A 14,738-nucleotide genomic window follows, 5' to 3' on the forward strand; every position below is an offset into this window, starting at 1 on the left:
CACGCCCCATGCAAGACCACCCCACCCCAAGCCGGACCAGGAAATCCGGCGGCACCGTCCGGTTCGATTTCGCACTTGCGCTCGCCGCGTCGATATCGGCGGCTCCAGCCCATGCGGCCAACGAACCAGCGCCACCCGACACCAGCAATGCCATCGTCGTCGCCGAGGCCGGGCAGACCGTCGTGCCGCCCGAACCGCTGTCGAGCCAGGCGAGTAGCAAAGGCCTGATTGCCGACAGTCATCTCAATCTGCAATGGCGCAATTACACCGATTACTTCCAGGCGCCGGACACGATCTACCGTCACGCGTGGGTGCAGGGCGTGCAGGCCAACTTCGAATCCGGTTATACGCGCGGGCCCGTTGGCTTCGGCTTCGATGCGTCGCTATTCGGCGCGCTCAAGCTCGACGGCGGCAACGGCGCCGGCAATATGGTGCACGTGGGCAAGGACGGCGGCGGCTCGGGACAACTCGCCTGGGCCTATCCGGGCCTGTACGACATCAAGGGGCGCATCTCGGAGACAGTCGTCAAGTACGGCTTGCAAACCGTCACCAACCCGTTCCTCGAACCGCACGACAACCGCGCGCTGCCGCCGACTTTTCTCGGCGCCTCGCTCGTCAGCAACGAATTCGCCCACGCCACGCTGGAAGGCGGCAGCTTCACTAAAGTCGACGCCCGCGGCCACACCAACCTGAGCAATCTCACCACTTCGTACGGCGGCACGCGCATCGACCGGGTGACCTACTTCGGCGGCAGCTGGCGTTACGCGCCCAATGGCGAGCTGGCCCTGTACGCCGATCAGGCCGACAACGTCTGGCGCCAGTACTACGGCTCGCTGTCGCACTCTTTCGGCGACCCGCGCAGCATCAAGTGGAGCGGCCTCGCGAACGTCTACTCGACCCACGACACCGGCGCGGCCCGTCAGGGCAAGATCGACAGCAATGCGTACAGCCTGGCGATCTCCGCGCAACACGGCCCGCATGCGCTATTGCTCGGCTATCAGCAGGTGCTCGGCGAGCAGTTCTTCGATTACGTGAACGAGACCAACGGCATCTATCTGTCGAATTCGCTCGACGTCGACTACAACGCGCCGCACGAGCAGTCCTTGCAATTACGCTATTCGTTCGACGGCAAATACGCGGGTCTGCCCGGCTTCAAGGCCATGCTGTGGGGTGCGTATGGATGGGGGGCGAACGGCGCGGCGGGCGCGGCCGCGAACGCGTCGACGGACGCGCCGCTGCACGACCTGTACTGGAAGCATGGGCAACCGGTGCACGGGCATCATCACGAGTTCGGGTTGATTCCCAGCTATACGCTGCAAGGCGGACGCTTCAAGGACACGAAGCTCACCTTCATTGCGATGTGGCACAACGGCTCGTATTACTACCCGGACGGCAACAACATGGAGTACCGGCTCGTCGTGAACGTACCGGTCAAAGTGTTCTAGGCGTGGCGGCGCTCAGAATACGACCGAGAGCGCCACCGCGAGCCAGATTGCCAGCACGCCCGCGAGAAACAGATGACGCGCGAGCCGCACCCGTTTGTCGTCGCTTTCCGTTTGAGCCGGACTCGTGGCAATCCATGGAACGAATCCGAGGCAGGCGAAGCCGATCATCGCTGAAACGAACACCAGCACGTCGGCCACGCGCCAACGGGTCGGCTCGTAAAGGCCCCAGTAGCCGAGAAAAACAATGCCGATCGAAAAGATCGTCGCCGCGGCGCCGCTGAGCGCCGCCACTGAACCCGTTGGACTCGGCATGCTGTTCTCCCCGGCAAATCGATCGGACCATCACGCGCGGCACCGCGCTCGCACTGCCCGCACGCGCCGGGCAGGCGAGTGCGACGTTCAGGACGTCCGCGTCTGCCTCGCCTCGTACGTTTTCAGATGGGTATAAGCGATCCGCAGCAGCGACAAACCATGCTCGCCCTTTTGCGCGTCGCCGCCGCGTGAAATCAGATCGCCGAGAATATGATCGGCCTCGGTATGCGAGTGGTTTTCCACGTCGCGCAGCATCGAGGCGGTCAGCGGCGACGGCGTGAACAACGTGGCCGTGACGCGCGCGTCGAAGTCCGGGCCCATCGAGAAGCCGCTATGCCCGGCCACCGCGCGGCACTCGCCGAGCAGGTTTTCGATCACGCGCTTGCCGTCCGGCGCAGCCAGCATCTCGCCGACCGACCCGCGCATCAGACAGGTGCTCGCGGCCAGCGTGGCGAGGAACACCCACTTCTCCCACATGCGCAAGCGGATGTTCTCGCTAATCGTCACGTCGATATTCGCGCCGCTCATCGCATCCGCAATTGCCTGAGTGCGCTCCGATGCGCCACCGGCCAGTTCGCCGAAAGTGATGGCGTGCGATTCGTTCAGATGCACGATGTGTTGCGCGGCGTCGAGCGTCGCCGCGATCACGCACTGGCCACCCAGCACGCGGGCCTCGCCGAACTTTTCGGTGAGCACGTCGATATGCCGCATGCCGTTCAGCAAAGGCAGAATCGCCGTCGATTCGCCGACGAACGGCTTGAACGAGTCGATTGCGTCTTCCAGGCTATACGCCTTGCAACTAAGCAGCACGAGATCGAACGGATCGGCGGTCGCGCCGGCGAGTACGGTCTTGACGTCGTGTAGCGTGAGGTCGCCGCGGGCACTGCGAATGACGAGGCCATCCTGACGAAGTTTCTCCGCACGCGGACCGCGCACGAGAAAGGTCACGTCCTGGCCGGCGGCCGCGAGACGCCCACCGAAATAGCCGCCTACCGCGCCCGCCCCTACTACTAGAATTCGCATCTTTCGCCTCTTGATCGATTGGTATCACGCAGGCCGTCATCACGCGATGCCGCGCTTGGGACTCCGGCGACAGCGGACGCGCTGCGTGTGTGCAGAAATGTAGCAAAGATTGCGCATCGGCATCGGCCATCCGGTCGGCACCGGCTCGGGCGCTTCCATCGCGTCGCCCAGCCGCGCGGCAGAACTCACGCCAACAGCAGCGTCTGCTCGTACAGCGCGAGCATCCCCTCCGCGTTCACGCCCATGCAGACCCGGCACGGCGGACGGCTGTCCCAGTCGGGCGCCGGGACCGGCATCGCGGCGGGCTTCTGGATTGTCTGGCCGACGGCGAGTCCTTGAGTCACGACGCGCACCGGGCCGCTGCGCGTTGTATAAAGCTGCGGCGCCAGCACATAGGCGACCGCCGACGAATCGTGCACGTAAATGCCCGCCAGTTGCGCGCTGTCTTCGTGGAACGCTTCGTAATGGCGCGACACGTCCCACACGAAACGCGCCGCATCGCCGCCGCGCTGGCGCAGCGACGCGAGATAGTCGTGGCTCATCACCGTGCGCTGCGTGACGTCGAGCCCCACGATCGTCACCGGCCAGGCGGCGCCGAACACGCGATCCGCGGCATCCGGGTCGCCCAGTATGTTGGCCTCCGCCGCGGGCGTCACGTTGCCGAGCACGCCATCGGTGCCGAATGCGCCGCCCATGACGACCACCTGCTTGACCAGCGGTGCGATGTCCGGATCGTCCGCCAGCGCCAGCGCGAGATTCGTCAGCGGGCCGACGGCAATCAGCGTGACCTCGCCAGGATGCGCGCGCACCGTGTCGATGATGAACCGGTAGGCCGGGCGCGCATCGAGCGGCGCTTCTCGAGTCGCGTCGAGCACGATATTGCCGAGGCCGTTGTCGCCGTGAATCCAGGCGAGCGGCGCGGGCGCCGCGCGTTCGAGCGGTTCGGCGGCGCCCTCGGCGACCGGCACGCCGGGCGCGAACCGTCCGGCGAGAAAGCGCGCATTGCGGGTGGTGGTGGCGATCGTCGCATTGCCGAACACGCTGGTCAGGCCGAGCAGTTCGATATCCGGATGCAGCGCCTGGAAAACCAGCGCCATCGCATCGTCGACGCCGGGGTCGGTGTCGTAGATGACCTTATGACGACTTGCAGGGCGACCTTGAGCGTGACCCGCGTCTCGATTCGGCGGCTGGCTCATAAATAGAACGCGTCCGGCAGGAGTTCCGCGGCGGTCGTATCGCGCGTGACGCCGCGCAGATTGCCCAGCCGTACCGGCAACGCCGGGCCGCCCAGTTCGATCATCACCTGGCGGCATGCGCCGCACGGCGAGATCGGTCCTTCGGTATCGCCGACCACGGCCAGCGCGGCAAACTGATCGCGCCGATATCCCGCAGCGATAGCACTGAAAAACGCGGTCCGTTCCGCGCAATTGCACAACCCGTACGACGCATTCTCGACATTGCAACCGTCGAACACGATGCCGTCGTGCGTCAGCAGCGCGGCGCCGACGAGGAATTTCGAATAAGGCGCATAGGCCTTTTCACGCGCGGCGTGCGCGCGCTGCAACAATTCGTCCATGTTCATACGACGATCCTCGATTCAATTCAGCGTGACGAACATGCCCGCGATAGTCCCGCTCATCAGATTGGACAGCGTCGCGGCCCACACTACGCGCAGCTCATCACGCGCCACATCCGCTCGCCGCGTCTTTCAGATAAGGCGACAGCGACGCATAAGCGACAAACTCGTTGAGAATGATTTTCCGCCCGGGAAAATTGCCGGCCAGCGCCGCTTCGTTCCACGGCACGCCGATCAGATAAGCGAGCGGCGCGAACACGACGCCGAGCAAGCCCTGCAACGACCATTGCGGATGCCCGAACCGGCCGACAATCCCGCCGCCAATCCCGTTGGCGGGGTGTCGAAGTGGCATAGATGCTAAACGATAGCGCGGCGCGCGCACAAGGAACGGTTATTGCATCGTCATACGATTCCGACCCGAAGGAGAGCGCGATGAAACCAGACCAAGACGTGCCGTCCTCCACCGACGAGCTGATGACCGTGCCGGACACGTCCAGCCCGGCCTATGCGGCCCGTCATCCGCTGACGCGCGCGTTCGACAAATTTGCCAGCCTCGTCACCCGTTGGGCGGGCTCGCCGGCGGCGTTTTGCCTAGCCGTGGCGACGGTCGTGCTGTGGGTTGTTACCGGGCCAATCTTTCATTACTCCGACGGCTGGCAACTGGTGATCAACACCGGCACGACCATCGTGACCTTTCTGATGGTGTTTCTGATCCAGCAAAGCCAGAACAAGGACAGCGTCGCGATCCATCTGAAACTGAACGAGCTGATCGCCTCGCATCGCGCGGCGAGCAACGGCATGATCGGCATCGAGGACGCGAGCGAAGACGAATTACGCCGACTCGCGGCGGCCTACCTGCGCCTGAGCGGCGCGGGCGTGGCCGAAGAGAAGAAGGACCCGGAAGATTCAAAAGAGCCGCCGAAGCATTCTTGAGCGGCTTCAAGGCTTCGGCCTCGCCGGCACCTTCGTTCAGCGGTTCGCCGAGACCGCCGAGACCGTAGTGACCGCCGAGACCGAAGTAACCGCCACCGCGTCCGGCCCGCTATCCCAGCCGCCGCCGAGCGCGCGGTACAACGCCACCGCGGCCAGCGCATGCTCGCGGCGCGCCTGGTTGAGCGACTCGGCGTCGCGCAGATACGCTTCCTGCGCGGCGAGGACATCGAGAAAACTCGACGCGCCGCCTTTGTACAACTCGCCCGACAGACGCAACGCGTGATTCGACGCGTCCAGCGCGCCGCTCAGACGCTGTACCTGGACCGCACCGTTCACCAGTTCGCTGCGGTTGTCCTCGATTTCCTTGAGCGCCTGCAACAAAGTCTGTTGCAGGCCGAGTTGCGATTCGCGCATGCGGCTTTCGCTCGCGTCGATATTCGCAGTGATTCGCCCGGCGTTGAAAATCGGGCTGGTCGCGTTCAGCGCGGCGCTGAACAGGTTATCCGTCAGGGTCGGCAAGCCGAGATAGGACGAAGCCAGGAGTCCGTCCGCGAGATTGATCTTGAATTGCGGATAGCGCTGCGCCTTCGACACGCCCACTTCCGCCGCGCGCTGTTCGACGGTGGCATACGCGGTCCGCACGTCCGGCCTTTGCAGCAGCGCCTCGGACGGCAGCGTCTGCGGCACGCTTTGCGCGGGCAGCGGAATGTCGCGCGGTTGCGCCAGCAACAAACTGTCGATACTTTCCGGCGTGCGCCCCGAATAGACGGCGATCAGACTCAACTGATGCTGCACGACCGACTGCATGCGCGGAATCTGCGCCTCCAGATCCTGCAACTGGTTATCCGCCCGCGCCACGTCGAGTTGCGTCGACAAACCGTAATGCAGACGCTGCTGCGTGAGCTTCAACGCACGCGCACGAATCTGCTGGTTGTCGCCGAGTATCTGCAATTGCGCCTGCGCCCAGCGCAGATCGATATAAGCGGCCGCCGTGTTGGCCGCGAGCGCGAGCCTCAGCTGATTCAGCGACGCCTGACGGCCCGCGACCTGAGCTTGCGCGGCCAATACCGCAAGACGTTCGCCACCGAATACGTCGGGCGTCCAGCTTGCCGTCAGACCGGCGCCGGCCTGCCGCACGTAACCGAGCGGCGGCGGCGCATTCTGCCGCGCATCCGCAGCGTTCGCCGTCGCGTTCAATTCGGGCAGCAGGAGCGCGCGGTCCTGCGTGGCGAGGTCTTGCGCCTGCTTCACCCGCTCCATCGCGGCCTGCACGTCCAGATTGCCGGTCAGCACCGTCTGCACCAGCCGATGCATGACAGGGTCGCCGAACTGCGCCCACCACGCGTCGGCACTCACGCTCTCCTGCGGCGCGTCGACGTTCCAGGCGGGCGGCGCGATCGCACTCACGCTCTGCGGCAAATCCGCGTGCGTGGCGGGTTGCACGGCGCACGCCGCGAGCGTCGCCAGCGCAGCGCTCGCCAGTACTTTAAGCAGTAACGGCTTCATGTCGAATTCCTCAATGAGCATCGGGCGGCGGCGCGGTATTGCCGAACGGACGCGAAAACAGCAGGCTCAGCAACCCCACCACGAAACACAGCGACAAGGCGAGAAACGTATCCGAGAACGTCAGCACCAGCGCTTCGCGCATCAGCAGGGCGTGCAATTGACTCAAACCGGCGTTCGCGGCATTCAGCGCGTCGCCGCCCATGATGGCGAAATGCGCGCTCTGTCTTTGCAAAACGGCTTCGACTGCGGGACGTCCCACGCTCAGGTGTTCGTCCAGTCGTTCGTAATGCAGATTCAAACGGTCGTTGAGCATCGTGCTGCTCACCGCAATGCCGATTGCGCCGCCGAGATTGCGCATCAGATTGAAGAGTCCGCTTGCCGAACGCAGCCTGGACGCGGGCAGCGAACCGAGCGCCATGGTGACGATCGGCGCAATGCTGAACTGCTGGCCGATGCCGCGCAGCGCCTGCGGAATCAGCAGTTGCTGCCAGCCCCACTGACTCGTCAGCGGCACGTAGAGATAGCAGCCGATGCCGAACAGTGTCAAACCGAAAACCAGCAGCAGACGCATATCCACGAAACGGGCGAGCGTCGCATAAGCGGCCAGCGCGACGAGCTGGAAGCAGCCGACCGAGAGCAGCGCGAGGCCGATCTGCAACGAATCGAATCCGCGCACCCGCGACAGGAACACCGGCGTGAGAAACACCGTGCAGAAAATCCCGATGCCGGTGATGAACGACAGCAAACTGCCGATGCCGAAATTGCGCACGGCCAGCGCGCGCAGATCGACGATCGGCTCTTTCGCCGTGAACGCGTGCACGAGAAACAGAAAACAGCAGATTGCCGAGACCCACGTGCACAGCAAGATCACGTCGTCGCCGAACCAGTTCTTGCGCGGACCTTCTTCGAGCACGTATTCGAGGCAGCCGAGAAAACCGGACATCAACAGAATGCCGAGGTAATCGCCTTTTTTCAGCAGCGATAAATCCACTTCGTCGATATGCACGTACTTGGGCACCATCAGCGTGACGGCGACGCCCGGCACCAGGTTCAGATAGAACAGCCAGTGCCACGACCACTGCGACGTGATCCAGCCGCCGATCACCGGGCCGACCGTCGGCGCCAGCGACGCGAGTGCGCCGATGGTGGTCGACGCGATCAGCCGTTGTTTGCCGGGGAACAGCACGAACGCGGTGGTAAACACCGTCGGAATCATCGCGGCGCCCAGCGCGCCTTGCAGACCGCGAAACAGGATCATCGAGTTGATGTCCCACGCGAGCCCGCACAGCATGCTGGTAATCGTGAAGCCGAGCGCGGAGAACGCGAACAGCCAGCGCGTCGAGAACACCCGCGTGAGCCAGCCCGACATCGGAATGACCAGAATCTCGGCGATCAGATACGAGGTCTGGACCCACGAGAGTTCGTCCTGACTCGCGGACAGGCCGCCGCCGATATCCTTTAGCGAAGACGCGACGATCTGGATGTCGAGCGTCGCCATGAAAAAGCCGAGGCACATCAGCGCGAACGCGAATACCTTGGTGCGGGTGGGTTGATCGGCTGGATTGGCCGGACGGACCGGCGCAGCAGAAAAGCCTGGACTGGCGATGGCCTGGTTCATGATCGGCTCAGTCGCGCGCGTCGGCGGCGTGGCGGTCGAGATGCACTTTCACCGTTGCCGACAGACCGGGACGCAACACGCCCTGCATGTCTGCCGGCACCGTGAGACGCACCCGCACCGGTACGCGCTGCACGATCTTCGTGAAGTTGCCCGTGGCGTTTTCGGCCGGCAACACGCTGAACGTGGCGCCCGTTGCAGGCGCGAGACTTTCCACCACGCCTTGCAATGACCTGCTCGAGGCGTCAAGATCGACGTCGACCGTGTCGCCTACGCGCATCTTCTTCAACTGGTCTTCCTTGAAGTTCGCGTCGACCCACAGGCCGCTGGCCGGCACCACGGTCAGCAGCGAGACGCCCGTGTTGGCCAGCAGCCCGACCCGCGCCGTGCGATTGCCGACATAGCCGTCGATCGGCGAGCGGATCGTCGTGTACTCCACGTTCAGGGCCGCGACGCGCTCGGCCGCCTGTGCGGTCGCAATGCGCGCCTCGGCATCCCCAATCTGCGCATCGAGCACTGCGATCTGGCGCTGTGCTGCAGTCAGTCCGGCGCGGTTGCGATCGACCGCGGCGTGCGCCTTGGTCAGATCGGCGTCGGCGCGCTCCACGACCTGGTTGGAAACGGCCTCGTCCTTAACGAGTTCGCGATAGCGGCTCTGGTCCGCCGCGCTACGCGTCAACTCCGCGGCCGACGCGCGCACTTCGGCGGACTGCTCGTCGATCGTTGCGAGTTGCAACGCCTTCTTCGCCTGCAATTCGGTCACCGCTGCCTGGGCGCTTTGCACCTGCGCATTCGCTTCGGCGAGACGCGCGTCGTAGTCGCGGGCATCGAGCCGGATCAACACCTGGTTCGCATGCACGAACTGGTTGTCGCGCACCAGCACTTCCGTGACGAAACCGTTCACCTTCGGCGCCATCACGGTGACGTCGCCGCCTACATACGCGTCGTCCGTCGTCTGCACGAAACGTCCGACGAAGAACCAGTAGGACACGGCCAGCGCCAGCACGACGAGGACCGCGACGATCGCGAGCAACATCCACGGTGTGCGCCGTGCCGGTTGCGCGGGCTGCGCCGCGGCCGGCGGCGCGATAGTCGATGGAGTGGTGGACATGGTGTCTGTATGTGCGTATGCACTCTTTAGGTTGAAAAAAAAGGCGTTGTCGCCTCTTACCGTTTGGAGACTGTGAGGGGATTCAGGTCGTGTCCTGGGTGATCGTGTCTTGCGTGATCGCGAAGAGTTCGCTGCGCAGCGCTGCTGCGCGCTGTTTGCCGAAGCGGTGTTCGAATTCGTCTTGCGCGGCATGCCAATGCTGGCGTCCTTCGACGAGCCGCGCCTCGCCTGCCGCGGTCAGCGCGACGGACAGCGTACGCACATCCGCGCCGAGCGCCGTGCTCGACACCAACCCATTGCGACGTAGCGGCTGGATCGTGCGGACCAGGGTGGTGCGTTGCATGCGCATGACGTCGGCCATCTGCTTCATCGTCATCGGACCTGCGCGTTTGAGGCGCCCCAGCAGGGAAAATTGCGTGATCGTCAGGCCGACATTCGCGAGATGCCGGTCGTAGAGCTGCGACACATAGCGCGCGGCCTGGCGGATCGCAAAACAGTCGTCGTCGGGTAGCGCTTCCACAGTCGCGCCTCCTTTTGCAAAGTGCGTATGCACACAATATCGCGCAGCAGCGCCCGGGTTGACGGGCCGCTACGCTTTCTCGATGAACTAACCGGTGATGCTGAACAACTCGGCGCGCAAGGATTTGGCGCGCCCTCTACCGAACATCTGCTCGAACTCGTCCTGTGCGGCACGCCATGCCACCGACGCCTGATCGAACACCGCTTCGCCCTGCTCCGTCAGGCTGAACAAAAAAGTCCGGCCGTCGTGTTCCGCGGACTCCGCCGTCACCAGACCGTCGCGTTGCAGCGGCTTCATGGCGCGGACCAGCGTGGTGCGCTCCATGACCATGGCCTCGGCCAGATCCAGAATGGGCAGATTGGGAGTGCGGGCGAGCTTGGCCAGAATAGTGAATTGCGCGGCGGTCAGGCCAACCCCGCCGAGATGGCGTTCGTAGATTTGCGTGACGTGCCGCGCCGCCTGGCGCAGCGCGAAGCAATTGCATTCGTCGTAAGAGATAGGACGGGTCATGCAGCGCAGTCTATATGTGCATACGCACATAGTCAATACGATTTTGCGGCCGTCCCGCCTCTCTTCGCTCAATCCAGGAATCGCGCCTTCGTATCGACGCGCAGCGAAGAGCGCCTCAGAGCAACCAGTACCCCAGCCGGGCCGCCGCCCTCGCCGTGCGCCTGTCCTGATCGAGAGAGGGGTTGTATTCCGCGATATCCGCTGCGCGCAGTTTGCCCGACTCGCGCACGCACCGCACCATCGTTTCGACCACCGACAGCGGCACGCCCAGCGCCGCCGGCGCCGACACGCCCGGCGCGGTGCCGGCCGGCAGCACGTCGAGGTCGATGCTCAGGTAAACATCGTCGGCCGCGTCGAGTAGTGCTGGCAGACCGGACAGAAGCTGCGGCAATCGCGGCTCCTGCATATCGATATCGAGCACATGCCGCACGCCGAGTCGTCGTGCATGCTCGAACAGCGACGCCGTATTGCCGATCTCGCTAATGCCGAAACACACATAATCGAACGGCACGCCGCGCGCCGCGCAATCGGCAGCCATCTGATCGAACGGCGTACCCGAATTCGCCGGCCGCTTCTGCCGCAAGTCGAAGTGCGCATCGAAGTTGACGATCAGCAGCTTGCGCGCATGGCCATCGCCGCCAGGCGAACAACCTTCACGGTCCCGATACCGCCGCCACCCGCAATACGTGCCCCACGCCACCTCATGGCCGCCGCCCAACACCAGCGGCCTCGAACCCAACGCGAGCACGTCGCTCACCACCTTGGACAGTTCGGCTTGCGCGCGCTCCAGGTCGCCGTCGTCGCACAGCACGTCGCCCGCATCCGCGAGCAGGGACAGCGACGACTTCGCGGGCAACCCGGCGAGCGCACGCCGTATCTCCTTAGGCGCATGCGCGGCGCCCGTGCGGCCCTGATTGCGGCGCACGCCTTCATCCGAACCGAAGCCGATAATGACCGCGGCATCGCCCGTGGCAGGGGTGCGACAAAGACCGTCGAATGCCACCACCTGATTGAACACCCGTCGCGTATCGCCAGGCTCGCCGTCGTCGTAGCGGCCGACCCACACCTCGTCGTCGAATGGGACTCTCATGCGCGCGACAACACCGCCTGCAAAAACGCCCGCGTGCGCGGTTGCGAAGGCGCCGAAAAAATCGCCTCGGGCGGCCCGGCTTCGACAATCGCGCCGCCGTCCATCACCACCACCACGTCGGCCACCTCTTTCGCGAAACCCATTTCATGCGTGACGACGACCATCGTCATACCCTCGCTCGCCAGCAGTTTCATGACCTGCAACACTTCGCCGACCAGTTCGGGATCGAGCGCCGAAGTCGGCTCGTCGAACAGCATCACGCGCGGCTGCATCGCCAGCGCGCGCGCAATCGCGACGCGCTGCTTCTGCCCGCCCGACAGACTGGCCGGCATGTCGTGCGCCTTGTGCGCGAGGCCGACTTTCGTCAGCAACGCGAGGGCGGCGGTTTCGGCGTCGGCCTTGCTCGCGCCACGCAACATACGCGGTCCGACCGTGATGTTATGCAGCACCGACAGATGCGGAAACAGATTGAACGACTGGAACACCATGCCGACTTCGGTGCGCAGCGCGTTCAGCGAGCGCTCCTTGAGCATCGCACCCTGATCGACCAGCCGGTGTCCGCAAATATCGATGGTGCCGCCTTCCGGTTGTTCGAGCCCATTGCAGCAGCGCAGAAACGTACTCTTGCCGGACCCGCTCGGTCCGATCACCACGACGACCTGCTGCGCGCGAATATCGAAGTCGATACCGTTGAGCACCGTATGCGAGCCGAACGACTTGGTCAGTCCGCGAATGCTGACGATCGGTTCACTCTTCATTGCACCATCCCTCCAGCCCGCAGGCGCCGTTCAACGCGATGCAGCGCGTAATTGGTCACCTGCGTCAGCACCAGATACACCAGCGCAATGGCCAGATACACCTCGAGTGAACGATAGGACACGCTGATAATCTTCTGCCCTTCATGCATCAGATCGTCGATGGTCAGCAGCGACACCAGCGCGGAGTTCTTGATCAGCGCGATGAACTCGTTGCCGAGCGGCGGGATCATCCGCACGATTGCCTGCGGCAGAATGATGGCGCGCATCGCCTGGCCCGACGACATGCCGATGGAGCGCGCGGCTTCCATCTGCCCGCGATCCACCGACTGGATCGCGCCGCGCACGATCTCCGACACATACGCCGCCGAATACAGTCCCAGACCGAGCATCCCGCACAGAAACGCCGGCAGCAGAATGCCGAATTGCGGCAATCCGAAGAACAGCAGGAACAGTTGCACGAGCAAGGGCGTGCCGCGGAAAAACGTCAGGTACGCGGTGCACAAACCGTACACCACGCGCCGCCGCGGCGTGAGACGGCCAATGCCGATCAACAGGCCCAGCACGCAGCTCAGCGCAAGCGAGGCGGCGGTCACTTCGACCGTCGTCAGCGCGCCATGCATGATGTCCGGCCAGCCGGCGATCACCGGCGAGAAGTCGAGATCCATGTCGTTCGCTCAGTGGTTTATTGCGCGCCTGGCCCGAACCACTTCTTCACGATGGCCGCATACGTGCCGTCGGCCTTGATCTTCGCGAGCGCGCTGTTGAAGTCGGTCTTCAGTTGCGGTTCGTCTTTACGCACGGCGATACCGTAGCCTTCGCTCGTCAGCGGCTTTTCGAGCACACGGAAACCGGCCCGCGTACGCGCCAGCTGATACGCGGCAGGCTTGCCGGTCACCGCCGCATCGGCGCGGCCGATGCCGACGAGGTCGAACATTTCCTGGTTCTTTTCCACTTCCACGCGGTTGATCTGCGGGTAGTTGTCACGCAGGAAATTCACCGACTTCGTGCCCACCTGCACGGAGACTTTCTTGCCGTTCAGGTCGGCGATCGACTTGTACGGCGAATCGGCTTTCACCAGCGCAACCAGACCGCCCGCGTAGTACGAATCGCTGAAGTCGATCACCTTCGCGCGTTCGTCGGTGATGTAGATCGCGGAGATCGCCGCGTCGAAGCGATGCGCGATCAGGCCCGGCACCAGTCCCTTGAAATCGATGTCGGTCCATTGCACGTGCTTGCCCATGGTTTTCGCCAGCGCATTCATCATGTCGACGTCGAAGCCGGTACGTGCGCCGTTTTCGGTGAATTCCATCGGCGGGAAGGTGGCGTCGGTCGCGACGTTCAGCACGTCGGACGTTTGTGCGGACGCGGCACCGGAGAAGCCGGCAAAGCTCGCGGCAAAAGCGATACAGGCGAGAGACAGCAGTTTTTTCAGCTTCATGAGGAGGGCTCCTTTAAGTGCGTTCAATGTGTGGGTGAGTTTCGGAATCCAGATCGATAGCGACGCGGGCGCGCCGTTCGTCTCCGTTGAAAATCAGTCGCTTTGCATGTGTCCGGAAATCGCGCGCGCAGCGCGCAGTGTCGCGTCGACGAACTGGTTTTCGCGGCCGCGTGCCCGCGTGGAAGGCGCCATTAGCGTGATGGAGGCATTGCTGCCGGCCGCGCGTCCGGTGCGATGAAAGATCGGCACGCTCACGCCCCACACGCCCGGATCGACTTCGCTGTCGCTCACCGCATAGCCTTGCTGGCGAATCTGTTCGAGTTCGGTTTCGATGGCGGCGCGGCCGGCGGGGTCGTCGCCGAACAAACCGTCGAGCGCTTCGTCGCGTGAGCGGGCGGCCATGAAGGCCAATAGGGATTTGGCGGAAGCGCCGGCGCGAAGCGGCACGGCGCGGCCTTTTTCGAACGAGCAGCGCAACGACTGCGGGCTGTCGACCATGTCGAGGCACATCACCTGATGCTTGATGGCGACCAGCAAACCGACGCTTTCCTGCGATGCGTGTGCGAGTTGCTGCATCTCGTGGCGGCTCGCTTCGACCAGCAACGAATTCAGATCGAAGCCGAGCGCGAGTTGCAGACTGATGGGACCCGGTGCGTAATACCCGGCGTTTTCGGCGACGAAGCCCCAGCGTTTCAGCAGGGCAATCTGCCGGTAGAGCGTGCTTTGCGCAAGGCCCGTCACCGCGAGCAGGTCCTTGACCGACATCGCCTTGCCGTGACTGGCGAGCGCCGCCAGCACGAGCAATACGCGTTCAGCCCCGGTCACCCCTTGTTCCGCATTCACGATCGATTACCCGCAACTCATGACGGGTCAAGAATGCCAGAACGTTCCCGGATTTCAA

16 protein-coding genes and 1 pseudogene are annotated in these 14,738 nt (G+C 64.0%); 2 read left to right on the plus strand and 15 right to left on the minus strand.

Going from position 1 to position 14,738, the window contains the following annotated elements:
- Positions 1-8: 8 nt before the first annotated feature.
- Complete coding sequence (locus FQ746_RS13225) at positions 9-1,445, plus strand: OprD family outer membrane porin (RefSeq protein WP_144109839.1); 1,437 nt, start codon at positions 9-11, stop codon at positions 1,443-1,445.
- 12 nt (positions 1,446-1,457) lie between these two features.
- Here the strand turns inward: FQ746_RS13225 and FQ746_RS13230 are convergent, their stop codons facing one another.
- The 5 genes and pseudogenes from FQ746_RS13230 to FQ746_RS13250 all read right to left on the minus strand — a co-directional run.
- Positions 1,458-1,757 (minus strand): hypothetical protein, encoded by a 300-nt coding sequence (locus FQ746_RS13230; protein WP_144109840.1) that lies wholly within the window; start codon positions 1,755-1,757, stop codon positions 1,458-1,460.
- A gap of 87 nt (positions 1,758-1,844) precedes the next feature.
- Positions 1,845-2,780 (minus strand): 2-dehydropantoate 2-reductase, encoded by a 936-nt coding sequence (gene panE, locus FQ746_RS13235; RefSeq protein WP_144109841.1) that lies wholly within the window; start codon positions 2,778-2,780, stop codon positions 1,845-1,847.
- Between the two features lie 185 nt (positions 2,781-2,965).
- Complete coding sequence (locus FQ746_RS13240; protein WP_144109842.1) at positions 2,966-3,976, minus strand: nucleoside hydrolase; 1,011 nt, start codon at positions 3,974-3,976, stop codon at positions 2,966-2,968.
- Positions 3,973-4,362, minus strand: a complete 390-nt coding sequence (locus tag FQ746_RS13245; protein ID WP_144109843.1) for a cytidine deaminase — start codon at positions 4,360-4,362, stop codon at positions 3,973-3,975. Before FQ746_RS13245 ends, FQ746_RS13240 begins: the two co-directional genes overlap by 4 nt.
- A gap of 15 nt (positions 4,363-4,377) precedes the next feature.
- A pseudogene (locus tag FQ746_RS13250) lies at positions 4,378-4,687 on the minus strand (nucleoside transporter C-terminal domain-containing protein); the annotation flags it as partial.
- A gap of 101 nt (positions 4,688-4,788) precedes the next feature.
- Here FQ746_RS13250 and FQ746_RS13255 point away from each other — a divergent pair.
- Entirely contained in the window at positions 4,789-5,289 is a 501-nt protein-coding gene (locus tag FQ746_RS13255) for a low affinity iron permease family protein (RefSeq protein ID WP_144109844.1), read from the plus strand.
- A gap of 36 nt (positions 5,290-5,325) precedes the next feature.
- On the opposite strand, the gene FQ746_RS13260 is transcribed toward FQ746_RS13255, so the two are convergent.
- The 10 genes from FQ746_RS13260 to FQ746_RS13305 form a co-directional block, all read right to left on the minus strand.
- A complete protein-coding gene (locus FQ746_RS13260; RefSeq protein WP_144109845.1) occupies positions 5,326-6,795 on the minus strand; it encodes an efflux transporter outer membrane subunit in 1,470 nt (489 codons plus the stop codon).
- Between the two features lie 10 nt (positions 6,796-6,805).
- Positions 6,806-8,413, minus strand: a complete 1,608-nt coding sequence (locus FQ746_RS13265) for a DHA2 family efflux MFS transporter permease subunit (RefSeq protein WP_144109846.1) — start codon at positions 8,411-8,413, stop codon at positions 6,806-6,808.
- 7 nt (positions 8,414-8,420) lie between these two features.
- Positions 8,421-9,521, minus strand: coding sequence for an HlyD family secretion protein (locus FQ746_RS13270; RefSeq protein WP_144109847.1), 1,101 nt, complete (start codon positions 9,519-9,521; stop codon positions 8,421-8,423).
- A gap of 82 nt (positions 9,522-9,603) precedes the next feature.
- The gene (locus FQ746_RS13275) at positions 9,604-10,041 is read right to left on the minus strand and encodes a MarR family winged helix-turn-helix transcriptional regulator (protein WP_144109848.1); all 438 of its coding nucleotides are present in this window, start codon (positions 10,039-10,041) and stop codon (positions 9,604-9,606) included.
- Between the two features lie 87 nt (positions 10,042-10,128).
- Positions 10,129-10,551 carry a MarR family winged helix-turn-helix transcriptional regulator gene (locus FQ746_RS13280; protein ID WP_144109849.1) on the minus strand — a complete coding sequence of 141 codons (423 nt, stop codon included), beginning with the start codon at positions 10,549-10,551 and terminating at the stop codon, positions 10,129-10,131.
- A 115-nt stretch (positions 10,552-10,666) separates the two neighbouring features.
- Positions 10,667-11,641: a formimidoylglutamase gene (gene hutG / locus FQ746_RS13285; RefSeq protein ID WP_144109850.1), complete on the minus strand. Its 975-nt coding sequence runs from the start codon at positions 11,639-11,641 to the stop codon at positions 10,667-10,669.
- A complete protein-coding gene (locus tag FQ746_RS13290) occupies positions 11,638-12,399 on the minus strand; it encodes an amino acid ABC transporter ATP-binding protein (RefSeq protein ID WP_144109851.1) in 762 nt (253 codons plus the stop codon). The genes hutG and FQ746_RS13290 overlap by 4 nt, the downstream gene beginning before the upstream one ends.
- Entirely contained in the window at positions 12,396-13,064 is a 669-nt protein-coding gene (locus tag FQ746_RS13295) for an amino acid ABC transporter permease (RefSeq protein WP_144109852.1), read from the minus strand. Before FQ746_RS13295 ends, FQ746_RS13290 begins: the two co-directional genes overlap by 4 nt.
- A 17-nt stretch (positions 13,065-13,081) precedes the next feature.
- Positions 13,082-13,837, minus strand: coding sequence for a transporter substrate-binding domain-containing protein (locus FQ746_RS13300; RefSeq protein ID WP_144109853.1), 756 nt, complete (start codon positions 13,835-13,837; stop codon positions 13,082-13,084).
- Positions 13,838-13,930: 93 nt separating this feature from the next.
- On the minus strand, positions 13,931-14,680 hold the full coding sequence (locus tag FQ746_RS13305; protein ID WP_144109854.1) for an IclR family transcriptional regulator: 750 nt from the start codon (positions 14,678-14,680) through the stop codon (positions 13,931-13,933).
- Between the last annotated feature and the right edge of the window lie 58 nt (positions 14,681-14,738).

It is taken from the genome of Paraburkholderia sp. BCC1886 (assembly GCF_900996245.1).
Taxonomy (GTDB): Bacteria; Pseudomonadota; Gammaproteobacteria; order Burkholderiales; family Burkholderiaceae; genus Paraburkholderia.

Coding starts and splice junctions, on each gene's coding strand:
- FQ746_RS13255 (WP_144109844.1), top strand. CDS start 4,789: ATGAAACCAGACCAAGACGTGCCGTCCTCCACCGACGAGCTGATGACC.
- FQ746_RS13290 (WP_144109851.1), bottom strand. CDS start 12,399: ATGAAGAGTGAACCGATCGTCAGCATTCGCGGACTGACCAAGTCGTTC.
- FQ746_RS13270 (WP_144109847.1), bottom strand. CDS start 9,521: ATGTCCACCACTCCATCGACTATCGCGCCGCCGGCCGCGGCGCAGCCC.
- FQ746_RS13225 (WP_144109839.1), top strand. CDS start 9: ATGCAAGACCACCCCACCCCAAGCCGGACCAGGAAATCCGGCGGCACC.
- FQ746_RS13230 (WP_144109840.1), bottom strand. CDS start 1,757: ATGCCGAGTCCAACGGGTTCAGTGGCGGCGCTCAGCGGCGCCGCGGCG.
- FQ746_RS13240 (WP_144109842.1), bottom strand. CDS start 3,976: ATGAGCCAGCCGCCGAATCGAGACGCGGGTCACGCTCAAGGTCGCCCT.
- FQ746_RS13280 (WP_144109849.1), bottom strand. CDS start 10,551: ATGACCCGTCCTATCTCTTACGACGAATGCAATTGCTTCGCGCTGCGC.
- FQ746_RS13300 (WP_144109853.1), bottom strand. CDS start 13,837: ATGAAGCTGAAAAAACTGCTGTCTCTCGCCTGTATCGCTTTTGCCGCG.
- FQ746_RS13245 (WP_144109843.1), bottom strand. CDS start 4,362: ATGAACATGGACGAATTGTTGCAGCGCGCGCACGCCGCGCGTGAAAAG.
- hutG (WP_144109850.1), bottom strand. CDS start 11,641: ATGAGAGTCCCATTCGACGACGAGGTGTGGGTCGGCCGCTACGACGAC.
- panE (WP_144109841.1), bottom strand. CDS start 2,780: ATGCGAATTCTAGTAGTAGGGGCGGGCGCGGTAGGCGGCTATTTCGGT.
- FQ746_RS13295 (WP_144109852.1), bottom strand. CDS start 13,064: ATGGATCTCGACTTCTCGCCGGTGATCGCCGGCTGGCCGGACATCATG.
- FQ746_RS13260 (WP_144109845.1), bottom strand. CDS start 6,795: ATGAAGCCGTTACTGCTTAAAGTACTGGCGAGCGCTGCGCTGGCGACG.
- FQ746_RS13265 (WP_144109846.1), bottom strand. CDS start 8,413: ATGAACCAGGCCATCGCCAGTCCAGGCTTTTCTGCTGCGCCGGTCCGT.